This is a genomic window from Bacillus sp. JJ864, from assembly GCF_036963045.1.
In the GTDB taxonomy this organism is placed as follows: Bacteria; Bacillota; Bacilli; order Bacillales; family Bacillaceae_G; genus Bacillus_A; species Bacillus_A pseudomycoides_C.
In genome coordinates, this window is record NZ_JBALLY010000060.1 from 20,353 (window position 1) to 39,670 (window position 19,318).

Annotated in this window: 14 protein-coding genes; 13 read left to right on the forward strand and 1 reads right to left on the reverse strand. The window is 36.0% G+C overall.

Annotated elements, in window-relative coordinates; translation table 11 throughout:
• The first annotated feature begins 235 nt into the window (after positions 1-235).
• The 9 genes from parE (at position 236) to V7024_RS11010 (ending at position 12,389) form a co-directional block, all read left to right on the forward strand.
• A complete protein-coding gene (parE, locus tag V7024_RS10970) occupies positions 236-2,203 on the forward strand; it encodes a DNA topoisomerase IV subunit B (protein WP_335519545.1) in 1,968 nt (655 codons plus the stop codon).
• Between the two features lies 1 nt (position 2,204).
• Complete coding sequence (gene parC, locus V7024_RS10975) at positions 2,205-4,628, forward strand: DNA topoisomerase IV subunit A (RefSeq protein ID WP_335519548.1); 2,424 nt, start codon at positions 2,205-2,207, stop codon at positions 4,626-4,628.
• 143 nt (positions 4,629-4,771) lie between these two features.
• Positions 4,772-5,974: a branched-chain amino acid ABC transporter substrate-binding protein gene (locus tag V7024_RS10980; RefSeq protein ID WP_335519551.1), complete on the forward strand. Its 1,203-nt coding sequence runs from the start codon at positions 4,772-4,774 to the stop codon at positions 5,972-5,974.
• A gap of 66 nt (positions 5,975-6,040) precedes the next feature.
• Positions 6,041-7,027: a branched-chain amino acid ABC transporter permease gene (locus tag V7024_RS10985; RefSeq protein WP_335519554.1), complete on the forward strand. Its 987-nt coding sequence runs from the start codon at positions 6,041-6,043 to the stop codon at positions 7,025-7,027.
• 9 nt (positions 7,028-7,036) lie between these two features.
• A complete protein-coding gene (locus V7024_RS10990) occupies positions 7,037-8,320 on the forward strand; it encodes a branched-chain amino acid ABC transporter permease (RefSeq protein WP_335519557.1) in 1,284 nt (427 codons plus the stop codon).
• 10 nt (positions 8,321-8,330) lie between these two features.
• A complete protein-coding gene (locus tag V7024_RS10995) occupies positions 8,331-9,107 on the forward strand; it encodes an ABC transporter ATP-binding protein (protein WP_335519560.1) in 777 nt (258 codons plus the stop codon).
• Between the two features lie 64 nt (positions 9,108-9,171).
• Complete coding sequence (locus tag V7024_RS11000; RefSeq protein WP_335519563.1) at positions 9,172-9,873, forward strand: ABC transporter ATP-binding protein; 702 nt, start codon at positions 9,172-9,174, stop codon at positions 9,871-9,873.
• Positions 9,874-10,014: 141 nt separating this feature from the next.
• On the forward strand, positions 10,015-11,043 hold the full coding sequence (locus V7024_RS11005) for an oxidoreductase (RefSeq protein ID WP_335519566.1): 1,029 nt from the start codon (positions 10,015-10,017) through the stop codon (positions 11,041-11,043).
• Positions 11,044-11,237: 194 nt separating this feature from the next.
• Complete coding sequence (locus V7024_RS11010; protein WP_335519588.1) at positions 11,238-12,389, forward strand: branched-chain amino acid ABC transporter substrate-binding protein; 1,152 nt, start codon at positions 11,238-11,240, stop codon at positions 12,387-12,389.
• A 27-nt stretch (positions 12,390-12,416) separates the two neighbouring features.
• Here V7024_RS11010 and V7024_RS11015 read toward each other — a convergent pair whose 3' ends face one another.
• Entirely contained in the window at positions 12,417-13,007 is a 591-nt protein-coding gene (locus V7024_RS11015) for a TetR/AcrR family transcriptional regulator (RefSeq protein WP_335519569.1), read from the reverse strand.
• A gap of 162 nt (positions 13,008-13,169) precedes the next feature.
• Here V7024_RS11015 and V7024_RS11020 point away from each other — a divergent pair, with 162 nt between their 5' ends.
• The 4 genes from V7024_RS11020 to V7024_RS11035 all read left to right on the forward strand — a co-directional run bounded on the left by V7024_RS11020 (position 13,170) and on the right by V7024_RS11035 (position 19,214).
• Positions 13,170-14,060, forward strand: a complete 891-nt coding sequence (locus V7024_RS11020; protein ID WP_335519572.1) for an ABC transporter ATP-binding protein — start codon at positions 13,170-13,172, stop codon at positions 14,058-14,060.
• Positions 14,057-14,863, forward strand: coding sequence for an ABC transporter permease subunit (locus tag V7024_RS11025; protein WP_335519575.1), 807 nt, complete (start codon positions 14,057-14,059; stop codon positions 14,861-14,863). Before V7024_RS11020 ends, V7024_RS11025 begins: the two co-directional genes overlap by 4 nt.
• A gap of 646 nt (positions 14,864-15,509) precedes the next feature.
• Positions 15,510-17,216 carry a peptide ABC transporter substrate-binding protein gene (locus V7024_RS11030; RefSeq protein ID WP_335519578.1) on the forward strand — a complete coding sequence of 569 codons (1,707 nt, stop codon included), beginning with the start codon at positions 15,510-15,512 and terminating at the stop codon, positions 17,214-17,216.
• 291 nt (positions 17,217-17,507) lie between these two features.
• A complete protein-coding gene (locus V7024_RS11035; RefSeq protein ID WP_335519581.1) occupies positions 17,508-19,214 on the forward strand; it encodes a peptide ABC transporter substrate-binding protein in 1,707 nt (568 codons plus the stop codon).
• Positions 19,215-19,318 lie beyond the last annotated feature (104 nt).

Below are 19,318 nucleotides of genomic sequence, written 5' to 3' on the forward strand. Positions count from 1 at the left end.
GCTGATTATAAAATGGTGGAGTATGTAGTTGTTTTGGAATAGATATCCATGTTTCGTTGACAAACAATTACTTTTCTGAAATAGTAGCGTAGAGGAATCCTTGTGACAAACAAGGATTTTTCTTATGAAAATAGTATATAAAAGATATAACGTGACTTGCCAAAAGTAAGGAAAAGGCGTTATTCTATAATAAGAAACATATGTTCTGATTTTTGGATAGGAAGGGGCAAGGAGTTTGGCTAAGCGTCAGTTTCAATATGATGAAGATGCAATTCAAGTGCTAGAGGGGCTTGAAGCCGTTCGGAAACGCCCGGGTATGTATATCGGGAGTACGGATAGCCGCGGATTACATCATTTAGTATATGAGATCGTAGATAATTCTGTTGATGAAGCATTAGCGGGATTTGGTGATGAAATTAAAGTAGTAATACATAAAGATAATAGTATAAGTGTAGTAGATAAAGGGCGCGGTATGCCGACAGGAATGCATAAGCTTGGAAAGCCTACACCAGAAGTTATTTTAACTGTACTTCATGCTGGGGGTAAATTTGGACAAGGCGGCTATAAAACAAGTGGTGGCTTACACGGTGTTGGTGCTTCAGTTGTAAACGCACTGTCTGAATGGCTTGTTGTTACAATTAAACGAGATGGTTACGTATATGAACAACGCTTTGAAAATGGTGGTGTTCCAGTTACAACGCTTGAGAAAATTGGGAAAGCAAAAGATACTGGAACAACCATTCATTTTAAACCAGATCGAACAATTTTTAGCACAACGAATTATAACTATGAAACGTTATGCGAAAGATTACGTGAATCAGCATTTTTATTAAAAGGTATGAAAATTGTCCTTCAAGATAAACGTAACGATTTGGAAGATGTTTTTCATTATGAAACGGGAATTGAAGCATTTGTTTCATATTTAAATGAAGAGAAAGATTCTTTACACCCGGTTGTATATTTTACTGGGGAGCAGCAAAATGGAATTGAAGCAGAATTAGCTTTTCAATTTAATGATGGGTATTCTGAAAACATTCTTTCCTTTGTCAATAATGTGCGTACGAAAGATGGCGGTACGCACGAAGCGGGGTTTAAAACAGCGATGACTCGTGTCTTTAACGAGTATGCACGCAAAGTTTCTTTGTTAAAAGAGAAAGATAAAAATTTAGAAGGAACGGATATTCGTGAAGGGTTAGCTGCAATTGTTTCCATTCGTGTTCCAGAAGAGTTGCTTCAATTTGAAGGGCAAACGAAAGGGAAACTTGGAACAAGTGAAGGACGTTCAGCAGTTGATGCTGTTGTATCAGAGCATTTAGCATATTTTTTAGAAGAAAATCCAGATGTGGCAACGCCTCTTGTGAAAAAAGCAATTAAAGCAGCACAAGCACGTGAAGCCGCACGAAAGGCACGTGAGGAAGCACGTAGCGGTAAGAAGAAAAAACGTTCAGAAGGCACATTAAGTGGTAAGTTGACACCAGCACAATCACGTAATCCGCAAAAGAACGAGCTATATTTAGTAGAGGGCGATTCTGCAGGTGGTTCTGCAAAGCAAGGCCGTGATCGTCGTTTCCAAGCTGTTCTGCCATTACGCGGTAAAGTAATTAATACAGAGAAAGCCAAACTAGCGGATATTTTCAAAAATGAAGAGATTAACACGATTATTTATGCGATTGGCGGCGGTGTTGGAGCAGAGTTTTCAGTTGAGGATATCAACTATGACAAAATTGTTATTATGACCGATGCGGATACAGATGGGGCGCACATTCAAGTGTTATTATTAACATTCTTCTATCGCTATATGAAACCACTTATTGAAGCAGGGAAAATATTCATTGCACTTCCTCCTTTATACAAAGTAAGTAAAGGAACAGGAAAGAAAGAAGTCATTGAATATGCTTGGTCAGATGAAGAGTTAGGTGGCGTGATACAGAAGGTTGGTAAAGGTTATACAATACAGCGTTATAAAGGTCTTGGTGAAATGAATGCAGATCAACTATGGGAAACAACGATGAATCCAGAGACGCGTACATTAATTCGCGTGAAAATTGATGATGCTGCAAGAGCGGAACGACGTGTGACAACATTGATGGGCGATAAAGTAGAGCCCCGCCGTAAATGGATTGAACGCAATGTTCAGTTTGGTATGCAAGAAGAAGGTAATATTCTAGAAAATGAAATGATTATGGCAACGGAGGTGGAATAACATGCAGGCAGAGAAGTTTCATGACCTCCCGCTTGAAGATGTGCTCGGCGATCGCTTTGCACGTTATAGTAAATATATTATTCAAGATCGTGCGCTTCCAGATGCGCGCGACGGTTTAAAACCAGTACAACGCCGCATTTTATATTCCATGTATGTGGAAGGAAATGTTCACGATAAACCATTTCGTAAATCTGCAAAAACAGTTGGTAACGTAATTGGTAACTATCATCCCCACGGTGATTCTTCCGTGTATGAAGCAATGGTGCGTTTAAGTCAAAATTGGAAAGTACGAAACGTATTAGTTGAAATGCATGGAAATAATGGTAGTGTCGACGGGGATCCAGCAGCAGCAATGCGTTATACAGAGGCTCGTTTATCACCGATTGCTTCTGAGTTATTGCGTGATATTGATAAAGAAACAGTGGAATTTGTTTCAAACTTTGATGATACAAGTGAAGAGCCAGTTGTATTACCAGCTATGTTTCCCAACCTTTTAGTGAACGGATCTACGGGAATTTCAGCTGGTTATGCAACTGAAATTCCACCGCATCATCTTGGAGAAGTTATTGATGCGACGATGATGCGCATTGATAAACCAAACTGTAATGTAGATGAGTTATTAACCGTCATCAAAGGGCCAGATTTCCCGACAGGTGGAATTATTCAAGGCCTTGATGGTATTAAGAAGGCGTATGAAACCGGAAAAGGAAAAATCATCATTCGCGGAAAAGCAGAAGTGGAAACAATTCGCGGTGGAAAACAGCAAATCGTTATTACAGAAATTCCTTATGAAGTAAACAAAGCGAATCTTGTTAAGAAAACGGATGAACTTCGTTTAGATAAGAAGTTAGATGGAATTGCTGAAGTACGTGATGAAACAGATCGTACAGGTCTTCGAATTGTTATTGAATTGAAAAAAGATGCAAATGCAGAAGGTATTTTGAATTACTTATATAAAAATACAGAACTACAAATACCATACAATTTCAATATGGTAGCGATTCATAATCGCCGACCAACTTTGATGACACTTCCTAAAATTTTAGATTCTTATATCGGGCATCAAAAAGAGGTCGTAACAAGGCGTTCACAGTATGAATTAAGAAAAGCAGAAACACGTCAACATATTGTTGAAGGCTTAATGAAAGCTCTTTCTATTTTAGACGAAGTTATTGCAGTAATTCGTGCGTCAAAAGATAAACGTGATGCGAAAGATAACTTAATTGCAAAATTCTCATTTACAGAAGTACAAGCAGAGGCAATTGTGTCTCTTCAATTGTACCGTTTAACAAATACAGATATTACAGCTCTGGAAAAAGAGGCTGAAGAATTACAAAAGAAAATTGCAGAGCTAAAGGCCATTCTACAAAGTGAAAAGAGGCTTCTTCAGGTCATTAAAACAGATTTAAAGAGGGTTAAGAAAACGTATAGTAACGATCGTCGTTCTGTGATTGAAGAAGAAATCGAAGAAATTAAAATTGATGTTGAAGTCATGATTCCACAAGAAGATGTGATTGTGACAGTAACGAAGGAAGGGTATGTAAAGCGTACAAGTTGGCGTTCTCATAATGCTTCCAATGGAAAAGATTTTGGTATGAAAGAAGGCGACTTATTATTAGATCGCTTTGATACGAATACAACGGAAACAATTCTCTTATTTACAAACAAAGGAAACTATATTTATCTTCCAGTTTACGAAATGCCAGATATTCGTTGGAAAGACTTAGGACAGCACGTAGCGAATATTGTCTCGCTTGACCGTGATGAAATGCTCGTCTTTGCAACTGTTGTTCCGAATTTTGAGGAAGAGAAGCGATTTATTACGTTTGTCACTAGAAATGGCATGATTAAGAAAACAGAATTAAATCAATATAAAGTGCAGCGTTATTCACGTGCATTTGTCGCGGTTAATTTAAAGAAAGATGATGTAGTCGTCGATATTTTTGTTACAGATGGAACGCAAGATATTCTTCTTGCTACGCACGGTGCCTATGCGCTTGTTTTCAGTGAAGAAGAAGTGAGCCCAGTTGGTGTACGGGCAGCTGGTGTAAAAGGAATGAATGTGAAAGAAGATGACTATGTTGCAAAAGGTCTTCCTATAAATCATAAGAAAGATCAGCTCGTTCTTGTTACGCAACGAGGCGCTGTAAAACGATTAAAAGCAGCAGAAATTGAAAAATCGACAAGAGCAAAACGAGGTCTTGTTATCTTTAAAGAATTGAAAAAGAATCCATATCGCATTGTTGGTGTGGAAGTCGTTCGAGATGATGAAATTGTGTGTATGCGGACAGAAAAACAAATGATAGAAGAAATTGATCCGCAAACACTTCGGAATAAAGATCGTTATAGTAACGGAAGTTTATTAATAGATGTAAGTGATGTTGGTCTTGTTGTCGAAACGTGGCCGCAGAAAAAAGAACAGTAAGAAAACGCCCGACTTATATAATAAGTCGGGCGTTTTTGTCTAAATTTGTATGAAGAATAGTAGTTGTACAAATATAACACTTCTATTATCATTTAACTAAATATTTAAAAAATTTAGAAAAATAAAAATTTGGAGGTGTATGAGTGAGAAAACAGAATAATTTGGCTTTCTTTCTATCGGCGGTGTGTATGTTTGGTTTATTAACAGGATGCAACGATAAAACAAATGGTAATACCGATACAGCAAGTACGGGTGGTGGAAAGGTCATAAAAATAGCGACGCAATCACCGCTTTCTGGCGGTTCTGCAACGCAAGGAGAAGCAATTAAACTTGGTGCACAATTGAAAATAGAAGAACAAAAAGAAGAGTTAAAAAAATTAGGATATGAACTAAAGTTTGTGCCATATGATGACCAAGCGGATCCGAAAAAAGGTGTTGCAAACGCACAGATTATTGGTGCTGACAAAGAAATACTCGGTGTCGTTGGCCATATGAATTCAGGAGTTGCAATCCCATCTTCTGAAGTGTATGAAAAAAATAATGTTGTTATGGTATCACCTACAAATACTGCTGTTGAAGTAACGGATCGTAATTTGAAAGTAGTAAATCGTATATGTACAAGAGATGATTTTCAAGGTCCTGCTGGGGCAGAGTTTGCATTGAAAACATTGAAGGCAAAAAGCGTCTTTATTATTGATGATAAAACAGCTTATGGAACCGGTTTAGCTAAAGCATATAAAACAGAAGTTGAAAAATTAGGTGGAACGATAGCAGGTTATGAATCTATTACGGTTGGGGAGAAAGATTTTAACGGTGTGTTAAATAAAGTACTCGCGAAAAACCCTGATTTAATTTATTTTGGTGGTCTCTATGCAGAAGGTGGACTGTTAGTGAAGCAAGCCCGTGAAAAAGGTCTTACGGTCCCGTTTATGGGCGGTGATGGTATGGATTCAGCAACGATGGTAGAAATTGCAGGTAATTCTATTGAGAATACGTATTACACTTCTATCGCTGCTGATTCCAAAACGACAGAAAGAGGAAAGAAGTTTGCAGATGATTATAAGAGAAAATTTAATAAAGAGGTAGAAGGATATTCGGCTTATGGATATGATGCTGCGGGTGTACTACTGCAAGGAGTGAAAGATGCGATTAAAGTAAATAACAACAAAATGCCAACAAGGGAACAAGTGCGCGACACTGTTCGGAAAACAAATAGTTTTGAAGGAGCGGTAACAAACGTAGGGTTTGATAGCAAGGGGGATAATAAGTTTGCAAAAGTATATATTTATAAATTTGCAGAGCAAAAGTATCCAGGAAGACAGGAAGGAGAAGTAGAGAAAAAGTAAGATGATATGGGTACGGTGCTTATGTTCCGTACCTTTTTTAGAGAAAAATAAAGGGGAGGAATTTCTATGTTCGGAGAAATAATGCATACCCTTCCTCAAGTGCTAATTGACGGATTAACACTTGGTGCAGTGTATGCGGTTGTTGCATTAGGATATACGATGGTATATGGGATATTAGAACTTATAAATTTTGCTCATGGTGAAATTTTTATGACGGGTGCTTTTATTGGTACAACAATTTTTCTTGTTTTTATGGGGTTTGGGTGGATGACGGTTATGCCAGCTCTGTTAGCATTGTTACTTGTTTTAGTTGCAACATCTCTTATAACGGGTTTTCTTGGGATGGGCATTGAAAGGGTTGCGTATCGACCGCTTCGAAAAGCACCGAAACTGATTACGTTAATTACAGCAATTGGTGTTTCTTTTCTACTGCAAGATATCGTTCGTTTTATTGCTGAATTAAAAAAAGGAAATTACATTATAACAGGTCCTACTTTATTCAATGATCAAATTACAGTACAGGCTTCAGCAATTATGTCTTCTTTTAATAACGCCAAGCTTAAAACATCTTCACTTATTCTACTCATTCTTGCGGTTATTATGATGCTCTCTTTAGACTTTTTCGTCAATAAAACAAAATGGGGAATGGCGATGCGTGCTGTTGCACAAGATCGTGATACTGCTTCATTAATGTCAGTAAATGTGAACAAGGTAATTTCTCTTACGTTTTTTATCGGTTCCGCACTTGGCGGAGCAACAGGTGTTTTGTTTGCTGTACAATACGGAACAATAGATCCGTATATTGGCTTTATTTTAGGATTAAAAGCTTTTACAGCAGCTGTTTTGGGTGGGATTGGTAATATTCGAGGTGCAATGGTTGGCGGTATATTACTTGGACTACTAGAAATGTTCGCCGCTGCAAATTTATCCATTTTATCTTCTGGAATATTGGGAGCTGAATATAAGGATGTCTTTGCCTTTGGAATTTTAATTCTCGTTTTAATATTTAAACCAGAAGGCATTTTCGGCAAAGCAGTTGCCGAGAAAGTGTAGGTGATCTTAATGACAAAACGGTTAGAAATGATAAGGGAAAATACGAAGTTGCAACTTATACTGTTAGTCCTTTATTTGGGTATAACTGCTGCAAGTTTATATTTTGCACAAAAGTCAGTAACGGCATTTCTACTATTACTATTGTCTCTTTTATTATTGTATTACACAAATTTACACAGTAAATGGAAATGGTTAATAGGGTTATTTGTGTTAATTATATTGCTTCCATTAACAGCAAGCGGTGGCCCTGCTTATCAATCTTATATGGAAGTAGCAACATTAGTTGGAATTTATATTGCAATGGCGCTAGGGTTAAATATCGTTGTCGGCTTTGCGGGATTGCTAGATTTAGGATTTGTTGCTTTTTTTGCAATAGGAGCTTACACATATGGTATTTTTGCAACAGCGCAAGCAAATAACTTTATGCCATTTGGTCATTACCCATTGTCAGGAGAAAGTTTTTGGATTTTTATTTTACTAGGCGGTTTTATTGCGGCAGTGTTTGGGGTCCTACTAGGCATCCCGGTGTTGCGTGTGAAAGGTGATTACTTAGCAATTGTGACACTTGGATTTGGGGAGATTATCCGTATTATTTTTAATAATTTAGATAAACCAGTCAATATAACGAATGGTGCAATGGGTTTATCTTCTGTAAAACCACCTTCTTTATTCGGGTTTACATTTTTGCAATCGAGTCAAGTGTATTACATTGTGCTTTGTATTTTACTACTCGTAATCTTTATTGTAAAACGATTAGAGTTTTCGAAAATAGGCCGCTCGTGGAAGGCAGTTCGTGAAAATGAAATTGCAGCTCAAGCAATGGGAATTCCGCTTGTGAAAACAAAGCTGCTAGCATTTGCAATCGGTGCTTCATTTTCTGGAATGATGGGTGTTGTCTTTGCCGCAAAACAAACTTTTGTCGATCCAACAAGTTTTACATTACTAGAGTCGATTACCATTCTTGTTATGGTGTTGCTTGGTGGTATGGGGAGTGTGCCAGGGGTTATTTTAGGAGCAGCTGTTATGACAATTTTAAATTTACAAGTACTTACTGAATTAACAAACTGGTTAAACCAATTAAACTTAAGTGGAACGATTGCGATTCCGGATGCACTTTCTCCAGCTAAAATGCAACGCTTCATCTTTGGTGGAATTTTAATTTTATTTGCTTTATATCGACCACAAGGACTCATACCTGCAAAAAATCGGAAATTTAATGAAGAGCAGTTGAAAAAAGGCGGGATAAAACAAATCGAATCGCAAACACAAAAAGAGAATGTATTTGGAGCCTAGGGGTGAGAATATGACGATTTTAACAGTTCGAAATATTACGAAACAGTTTGGCGGACTTGTTGCAGTGAAAAGTGTTGATATGAAAGTAAAAAAAGGGTCGATTACAGCTGTAATTGGACCGAACGGGGCAGGGAAAACGACGTTTTTTAATATGGTAACAGGTGTGTATAAGCCAGATGAAGGTGACATTCTCCTTGGAGAAGAAAGGATAACTGGTTCCAAGCCGCATAATATTTCAAAGCATGGTATTGCTCGTACGTTTCAAAATATTCGTCTTTTTAACAATATGACGGTACTTGAAAATGTAATGGTAGGACTTCACAATCATTTGAAAAGTAATCTTTTGGGGATTTTGTTACATTTGCCAAGGGTAACGAGAGAAGAAGAACGAGCGCAGCAAAAAGCATATGGGCTTCTAGAATATGTTGGTTTAGCGCACTTATTAAATGAAGAAGCGCAAAATTTATCGTACGGGGCACAGCGTCGCCTTGAAATTGCTAGAGCGCTTGCGACGAAACCGCAAGTATTACTATTGGATGAGCCAGCAGCTGGAATGAATCCAAAAGAAACGAAAGAATTAACAGCTCTTATTTATCGTATGCGTGAAGAACTGGACATTACAATTGTATTAATTGAACATGATATGAAACTTGTCATGGAGATTTCTGAGCATATCATTGTATTAGATCACGGTGAAAAAATTGCAGAAGGAAGCCCGGAAGATATTCGTAACAATACAAAAGTTATTGAAGCGTATTTAGGGAAAAGTGCCGTGTTAGAGAAGTAAGGTGGAATAAAATAAAAAATTGATAAAAAATTATTCGAAAAAGATAAAAAAGGAGGGGAGTATTTTGCTAGAGCTTATCAATATAAATACGTATTATGGTGGTATTCACGCATTAAAAGGCATTAATATTTCTGTAGGAAAAGGCGAAATTGTAACGCTTATTGGATGCAATGGCGCTGGAAAATCAACAACATTAAAGTCGATTAGTGGCCTTGTTATACCGAAGTCAGGAGAAATTTCGTTTGAGGGTAAACAGATTACGAAACAATCTCCGCACGTAACAGCTTTATCCGGAATTGCTCATGTACCAGAGGGAAGACGTATTTTTTCACGCCTAACAGTAAAAGAGAATTTGGAGATGGGAGCATTTTCAGTAAAGGATAAGAGAATAGTGAAGGAACGGATGGAGCGTACCTTTCACTATTTTCCAAAGTTAAAAGAACGGCTAGAACAAAAGGGTGGTACGATGAGTGGTGGTGAACAGCAAATGCTTGCAATTGGACGTGCGCTCATGAGCGGGCCTCATTTACTTATGTTAGATGAGCCTTCAATGGGACTTGCGCCAATTATTGTTGAGCAAATCTTTGAAATTATTTCAGAGCTTAATAAAGAAGGAATGACGATTCTACTTGTTGAACAAAATGCATATCAAGCCCTGCAAATTGCACATCGTGGCTATGTAATTCAGACAGGAGAAATTAAAATGGTAGGAGAAGGAAAATCATTGCTGCATAATGAATTTGTGAAAGAAACGTATTTAGCATAATATGAGGGCTACCCTAAGTAGGGTGGCTTTTTTGCATGTTCATCTATGTTACCAATATAAAAAGCAAAACATTATGTAGAAAAAAGATAAGTTGATATAATAAAAATTCATTATAGTCCATATATAATTTGGAGGGGTTTTATGAATAAAATAGGTGTTGGGGTTGTAGGTTACGGGTTTTCTAGTACAACCTTCCATATTCCGCTGCTGCAAACAATCGAAGACTACGAAATCCGTGTGATTGTATCTTCACAAGAAGAGAAAGTAAAAGCATCATTTCCACATGTAGAAGTTGTGACAACAATCGATGAGCTTGTTATGCAAGAAAACATTGATCTTATCATCATTACATCTCCTAACACAACGCACTTTGAATATGCAAAAAAGGCAATGTTGCATGGTAAACATGTTGTCGTTGAAAAACCTTTTGTTGTTTCTGTTGAAGAAGGAGAAGAATTGATAGAATTAGCGAAGCAGCATGGCGTTGTGTTAAGTGTATATCATAATCGTCGCTTTGATAACGATTTCAGAACAATTCATAAACTGTTACAAGATAATAAAATTGGTAAAGTTTATACGTATGAGGCTCACTTTGATAGATTTCGTCCGCATGTTCGTGATCGTTGGAGAGAACACAAATTGCCAGGATCAGGAATATTATTTGATTTAGGTTCACATCTCATTGATCAAGCGTTACATTTATTTGGGATGCCGGAAGCAGTTTATGCAGATGTTGTCAATCAACGTCCAGGAGCGCAAATAGATGATTATTTTCATATTATTCTTTATTATGAAGAAATTCGTGTTATTCTTCATAGTGGTAGTCACGTTAAATATGCAGGGCCACATTTTAGCATTCACGGTGAGAAAGGATCGATTGTTAAATATGGAATGGATTCTCAAGAAGAGCAGCTAAAGGCAGGAAATAAACCTGGTGATGAAGGATATGGAGAGGATGCTATGCCTATGTACACTGTTCTTTCTACAGAGGAACAAGAAATTCGTGTTCCAACAGAAATAGGATGTTATGATAACTATTATAAAGGTGTCCGAGATGCAATAATGAAACGAGAAATGCCGCCTGTTACAGCAGAGGAAGCTCTAAATGTAATTCGTGTTATTATGGCTTGTTTACAAAGTAGTCAGCAAGGAATTATAGTGAAATGGTAGAGTCAGTGTATACACTGACTCTTTTTGTATGTTAGCATATCATGTCGGAATTTTACGAGAAAACACTAACGATTTTTATTGTACTACCTTTATGTATAGATTAGTATTTTAAATATTAAAAATATTATGAAATTAGGGGGAGTACTGTGAAGAAAAAGATATCGCTTTTGTTATCAGGGGTTTTATTAGCGGGAATGATGGCAGGGTGTACGGGTAAAGGAAATGATAATTCAGCCTCTACGAAAAATGAAGCAAGGACAAGTAAAGTAATTAAAATTGCCTCTGAATCCCCTCTTTCTGGTGGGTCGGCTGCGTTTGGAGAATCTATTAAGCTTGGAACGCAGCTTGCAGTAGAGAAACAAAAAGAAGAGTTTAAAAAACTAGGCTTTGAATTGCAATTTGTTCCGCAAGATGATCAAGGTGACCCGAAAAAAGGGGTTGCTAATGCTCAGTCTGTCGCGGCTGATAAAGAGGTATTAGGCGTTGTCGGACATTTAATGTCAGGTGTATCTATTGCCGCTTCTGAAACGTATGAGAAAGCAAATCTTGTTATGGTATCACCATCAAGTACGGCAGTTGAATTAACAGAACGTGGATTAAAGACTGTAGCGCGCCTTGTTGCAAGAGATGATTTCCAAGGTCCGGCGGCAGCGAAATATGCGCTTGAAACAATAAAGGCAAAAAATATTTTTGTAATTCAAGATAAAACGGCATACGGTACAGGGTTAGCTGACGCATTTAAAAAAGAAGCAGAAAAGCTAGGAGCAAAAATTGTTGGTTATGAAGGGATTACAGTTGGTGAGAAAGATTTTAGTGGTGTGTTAAACCAAGTTGTCGCGAAAAAGCCAGACCTTGTGTATTTTGGTGGTATGTATTCAGAAGGATCCGTTTTAGTAAAACAAGCGCGTGAAAAAGGGGTTGCAGCACCAATTTTGGGTGGTGACGGTATCGATTCTCCAACAATGGGAGAAGTTGCAAAAGATGGATTAAAAGATACGTATTATACAACAGTAGCGACAGCACCAACAGTAACAGAGAAAGGGAAAGTATTTGTAACAGAATATAAAGAGAAATTTAAAAAAGATGTGGAAGCATACTCTGCATACGGATATGATTCAGCTGGTGTTATTTTACAAGGAATAAAAGATGCTATTAAGAAAAATGACGGTAAGTATCCAACACGTGAACAAGTACGCGATGCCGTTCGTGCTATAAAAGAATACGATGGCGTAATTACGAAAGTAGCCTTCGACGATAAAGGTGATAACAAATTTGCTAAAGTTTACATTTATAAGTACGAAGGTGCGAAGTATCCAGGAAAGCAAGAAGGAGAAGTAAGTAAATAATGGGAAAACCCGGCCTCGGCCGGGTTTTTAGTTTGGATTAGAAAGTCCATAGAAAAACATCGTGAGGATTTCTTTTGTTTGCTGTTCACGATGTTCACCAACTAAGTGTGTAACGAATTGATCACTCATCTTAGAAAAAGCACCGATATATAACAAAATCATATCTTTTGAAATATTTGGATTAATTTCTTTTTTCTGCTGTGCTTCTTCAATAAAGCGAAGAAAAAGGGGAAGCGCTTTTTCATTTTGATATGTAAATAGAAAATTACGCAATTCTTCATCTGTTTGCATTGCTTGTTCAATCATTTCAGGATGTAAACGGTGTATACTTTGTAATTTTTGAGTCATAATGCGCTGTATTTTTTCTTGAAAAGATAAGTCGCTCGTTAACAGTTCTTCATAATAATGGACCTCTTGAATTGTAAACTCTTGAATGAGTTCACGAAATAAAGCATCTTTACTCCCAAAATGATTATATATTGTAACTTGTGAAACTTTAGCTTGCTTTGCAATATCTTCTATTTTTACATCTTTATACCCATGTTTAGAAAATAACTCTAAGGCAGCGGCTTTAATGGCTTGTTTTTTCTTTTTTTTCACCTTTTCAAACCCGTTCATATTGAATCACCTCCTTTTAAATATACAAGATAATAAGAAGAGAAACAACAATTTTGAAATATGGACGTTATTAAATTTCAAAAAATGTTGATTCCTTTGTTACGGAGGAGTATAATATTTTTGAAATATGATGTATGAAATATTTCAAAAAGGGGTGATTTTATGTTAATTGTTCAAAATGTGACGAAACAATTTTCAAACGGAAAAGGTTTATTCGATATTTCATTTCAAGTAAAAGAAGGGGAAGTATTTGGTTATTTAGGACCAAATGGAGCTGGAAAATCAACGACAATTCGCAATTTAATGGGGTTTATACAACCTACTTCTGGAACAGCGACGATTTTTGGACTTGATTGTTGGAAAGACGCAGCAAAAATTCAAAGAAGTGTTGGTTACTTACCAGGAGAGATTTCTTTTATTGAAGGAATGAATGGGATGGAATTTTTACAACTTATGCAAGGAATGCGTGGGATGAAGAATAACGGCCGCCGTGATGAATTAATTGAACGCTTTCAGTTTGATGTGAAAACGCCTATTCGAAAAATGTCTAAAGGAATGAAACAAAAGGTAGGGATTGTAGCAGCCTTTATGCATGATCCTGATGTGCTCATTTTAGATGAACCGACTTCAGGTTTAGATCCGCTCATGCAGCAATTATTTGTTGATCTTATATTAGAAGAAAAACAAAAAGGAAAAACCATTTTTATGTCTTCCCATATCTTCACGGAAATTGAACGTACTTGTGATCGAGTTGGCATTATTAAAGACGGAAAATTATTAACAGTAGAAAACATTCATGATTTGCGAGCGAAACAACGACAAGTTATCGATGTGACAGTATCTTCGCACGAAGAATTGCAATCATTAAAGAAAACAGCCTTGCAAATTGAAAATGTACAAGGCAATACAGCTTCTATTATTGTACAAGGAAACTATAATGAACTTCTTCAAACATTAGCGCAGCACGATGTAATTGGTTTTCAAGTGCGAACAATGGATTTAGAAAATATCTTTATGCATTATTATGATGCGGAAGGAGAAGATCGGTTATGAGTAAAGCGTTATTTGTTGCTAGTTTAAAAGCAAATGCAAAAATGATTTTGAACTATGCTATCGGTTCCGTTCTTTATTTATGGTTACTCATTTGGATCTTTCCATCGATTTCATCTGCAAAGGGAATAGATGAAATAATGAAAGCGATGCCGAAAGGGGTTTTAAAAGCAGTAGGGTTTGAAAAAGGGTTTAACCAATTGAGTGATTTTTTAGCTGGAGAATATTATGGGTTAATCTTTGTTTTGCTATTAATGGTGTATAGTATTTTAGCATCGACACAACTCGTTGCTCATCTAGTTGATAGAGGATCGATGGCATATTTATTATCGACATCTGTTTCACGTACAAAGGTAATTTTGACACAAGCATCTGTCTTACTCATCGGATTGTTTACAATCGTTATAGCTACTTATCTTGGCGGTTTAGCTGGGGCAGAATGGCTAATTGAAAAAGTATCCCTTGATAAAGTACTATTTTTAAAACTCAATTTTCTTGGTGGACTTGTGTTTCTTGTTATTTGTGCCTATTCATTTTTCTTTTCTTGTTTACTGAATGATGAAAAGAAAGCGTTAAGTATTTCTACAGGTATAACAGTATTGTTTTATGGATTAGATATGATAGGGAAATTGAGTGAGAAATTGGAATGGATGAGAAATCTATCTATATTTAGCCTGTATCGTCCGCAAGAAATTGTGGATGGAACATATAACATATGGCCGTCAAGCATTGGTTTACTTGCAGCATCTTGTATTCTTTTTGTAATGGCTGTTATGCTGTTTAAGAGAAGAGATTTACCTTTATAAAGATGCAATATAAATATTATATAAAATACAAACAACCTTATTTCGCTATTCAACTGAGATAAGGTTGCTTTTTGTTGTAATAACGGCTGTATGTTTAAAATAATAATACTTGTTTTTGAAAAAGCTTATGTCAAGGAATCTATACAAGTAGAAAAACTGATATAAATTTAAGGAAAGAGAGTAGATGACGATGTATTTCAACAATTTATCTGTTGAAAAATCAAAGTGAACGAATTTATTTAATGCAAGAAAGAATAAGAAGGTTGCTATTGTTGTGCGAAGTAAAAAATGAATTTGTCAGACAAAACATAAGAGGTGCAAAAGAAAGGAGAGAAGAAAGAAATGTATAGGAATACAATATCATTCAAATAATTGGTTTATACGAGTTTAACAAATTAGTAATAAACAAAAGAGTTATAGCATTCATATAGTGAGGGGGCTATTTTTGGGAGTTTTTTATAGAATAGATTATTAGTACTACTGTAACGAAATTATTTTTTTGAATTTTCAATAACATAACTTTACGAAATAAGGAAATAGAGTAGAATGTTAATTTGTAGAATTTTCTAATAATTATTAGGGGTATAAAGTTACCAGAAAATTCCTGGTAGTTAGTATCGTACATGAAAATTAGGGAGGGTACAAAATGAAAAAGATGAAAAAGATCACTGCTGTAGTAGCACCAGTATTAGCGATGAGCGTGGCGCTAACAGCATGTTCTGGGACAGGGGACAAAAAAGAAAGTACAGAGCCGAAAAATGAAGACAAACAAACAGAAGGTAAGTTAGCGGCAAAACAGGTGTTAAACTTAGTAGAAACACAAGAAATTCCATCGATGGATTCTTCTAAAGCAACGGACGCAGTGTCTTTCCTTACACTAAACAATGTAATGGAAGGGTTATATCGTCTTGATAAAGACCAAAAACCAACTCCAGGTGTGGCGGAATCATATAAAAAGAGCGATGATGGTAAAAAATATACATTTAAACTTCGTAAAGATGCAAAATGGTCAAATGGAGACCCTGTAACAGCAAAAGATTTCGTTTTTGCATGGCAACGTCTATTAGATCCCAAAACAGCAGCTGAATATGCATTCATTATGTATGATGTGAAAAATGCACAGGCAATTAACGAAGGTAAACAACCAGCAGATTCTTTAGGTGTAAAAGCTGTTGATGACTATACATTAGAGGTGGAATTAGACAATCCAGTTCCATATTTCATTCAATTAACAACATTTGGATCTTTCTATCCGTTAAATGAAAAAGTTGTAAAAGAAAAAGGTGATAAATACGGTTTAGAAGCAGACAAGTTAGTGTACAATGGTCCATTTGCAATGACAGAATGGAAACATGAACAAGGATGGAAGCTGAAGAAAAATGATCAATATTGGGATAAGAAAACAGTTAAGTTAGAAGAAATTAATTTCAGTGTTGTAAAAGAATTATCAACTAGCGTTAACTTATACGAAAGTGGTCAAATCGATCGCATAGGTTTAAGTGCTGAATATGTAGATAAATTTAAATCGAGAAAAGATGAATTTGGAACTTATGTAGAGGCATCTACGTTCTTCTTACGCTTAAATCAAAAACGAATGAAAGAACAAGATACACCTTTAAAAAATAAAAAGCTTCGTCAAGCGATTGCAAAAGGGTTTGATAAGAAAGCATTGGCAAATGTAATTTTAAATAACGGTTCTATACCAGCAGATTATCTTGTACCAACTGAATTCGTAAAAGGTCCGGATGATAAAGATTTCCGTAAAGTGAACGGTGATGTAAAAGCTGTAGCATTTGATACGAAAGAAGCAAAAAAGCTTTGGGAAGAAGCGAAAAAAGAATTAGGAAAGAATGAAATTACTCTAGAATTATTAAACTTTGATAACGACAATTCGAAAAAACTTGGTGAGTACTTAAAAGAGCAGTTAGAGAAAAACTTACCAGGCTTAAAAATTAACTTGAAAAATCAACCGTTTAAACAAAAATTAAAATTAGAAACAGCACAAGACTTCGATATTTCTTTCGGTGGTTGGGGTCCTGATTATGCAGATCCGATGACATATATCGATATGTTCGAAACGACAAACTCTCATAATCAAATGAGTTTTTCAAATAAGGAGTATGATGAGATTGTTAAAAAAGGTAAAACAGATTTATTAACTCAACCGAAAACTCGTTGGGAACAACTTGCAAAGGCAGAGAAAATATTACTTGATGAAGCTGCAATTGCACCAGTTTACCAACGTGGAGCTTCCTTCATACAACGTCCAACTGTACACAATATTTACAAGCATAATGTTGGAGGCGATTTCAGCTACAAATGGGCATATATCACTGAAAAAGACAGTAAATAATCACTAGAAAAGAGGATGCGATATCGTATCCTCTTTTCGCTGTGTACATTTTGACATGTGATGAATACATATGCAAACACGAAATGGAAGTTTCAATTAATTTCATAGAATGAATATAAATATCTCTGTATTAAAATAATTTTCTGATTTTTCAATAATATAACTTTACAAAAAAGGGAAAACTAGTAAAATATTGATTAATAGAAATTTTCTGGCAATTTTATAGAAGCATAAAGTTGATAGGAGATTTCTCATAATTAGTATCGTACATAAAATTAGGGAGGGTACAAAATGAAAAAAAAGCTGAAAAAAATCACAGCTGTAGTAGCATCGGTATTAACGATGAGCGTGGCGCTAACAGCATGTTCTGGGGCAGGGGACAAAAAAGCAAGCACAGAGCCGAAAAATGGAGATAAACAAACAGAAGGTAAGTTAGCAGCAAAACAAGTGCTAAACTTAGTAGAAGCACAAGAAATTCCTTCAATGGATGTTTCAAAATCAACAGATACAGTTTCTTCTCTTATCTTAGGGAATACGATGGAAGGTTTATATCGTCTTGATAAGGACAATAAACCAATTCCAGGTATCGCAGAATCTTATAAAAAGAGCGATGATGGTAAAAAGTATACATTTAAACTTCGTAAAGATGCAAAATGGTCAAATGGAGATCCAGTAACAGCAAAAGACTTTGTCTTTGCATGGCAACGTCTGTTAGATCCGAAAACAGCAGCTGAATATGCATTTATTATGTATGATATGAAAAATGCAAAAGCGATTAACGAAGGAAAATCACCAGTTGATTCTTTAGGTGTAAAGGCAGTAGATGATTACACATTAGAAGTAGAATTAGATAATCCTGTTCCATATTTCCTTGGTTTAACTGCATTTACATCTTTCTTACCGTTAAATGAGAAAGTTGTAAAAGAACATGGGGATAAATACGGTTTAGAAGCTGATAAGATGGTTTATAATGGACCGTTTAAAATGACAGAATGGAAACATGAACAAGGTTGGAAATTACAGAAAAACGACCAGTACTGGGATAAGGGAACAGTTAAATTAGATGAAATCAATTGGAGCGTTGTAAAAGAACAATCAACTCGTGTTAACTTATATGAAAGCGGTCAACTTGATCGCGTTGGTTTAACAGCCGAATATGTTGATAAATATAAAGCAAATAAAGATGAATTTGGAACGCTGTTAGAACCGTCAACGTACTTCTTACGTTTAAACCAAAAACGTAACGGTCAAGATACAGTATTAAAGAATAAGAAAGTCCGGGAAGCAATTGCGATGGCCTTTGATAAAAAAGCATTAGCAAATGTTATCTTAAATGATGGTTCTAAACCAGTAGATGCCCTTATTCCAGAAAAGTTTGCTGCAGGACCAGATGGGAAGGATTACCATGAAACATATAAATCTACAGGCATCAAAACGGATGTAAAGAAAGCGAAACAAGTTTGGGAAGAAGCGAAAAAAGAATTGGGTAAAGAAGAAGTGACAATTGAGTTCTTAAACTATGATACGGATAGTGCAAAGAAAATTGGTGAATACTTAAAAGAGCAACTTGAGAAAAACTTACCAGGTTTAAAAGTGAATATTAAACTTCAGCCGTTTAAGCAAAAATTAAAATTAGAAACAGCGCAAGATTATGATATGTCTTATGCGGGTTGGACCCCAGATTATGCGGATCCAATGACCTTCTTAGATATGTTCCAAACAGGAAATCCACAAAACGAAATGAGTTATTCAAATGCAAAATATGATGAGATTGTTAAGAAATCTCAAGGTGAATTGCTAACAGATCCAAAAAAGCGTTGGGGAGAAATGGCAAAAGCTGAAAAAATCCTGCTTGAGGATGAAACAGCAATCGTACCGATGTATCAACCGGGACGAGCATTCTTACAACGTCCAACTGTACACAATATTTATAAGCACAACGTTGGTTCCCAATATAGCTACAAATGGGCATATATCACTGGAAAAGAAGGTAAATAATGATTTGAAAAGAGGATGCGTATCGTATCCTCTTTTCTCTGTGCACATTTTGAAGAGTGATGAATACATAAGCAGTAGTACACGAAATGGAAGTTTCATTTTAT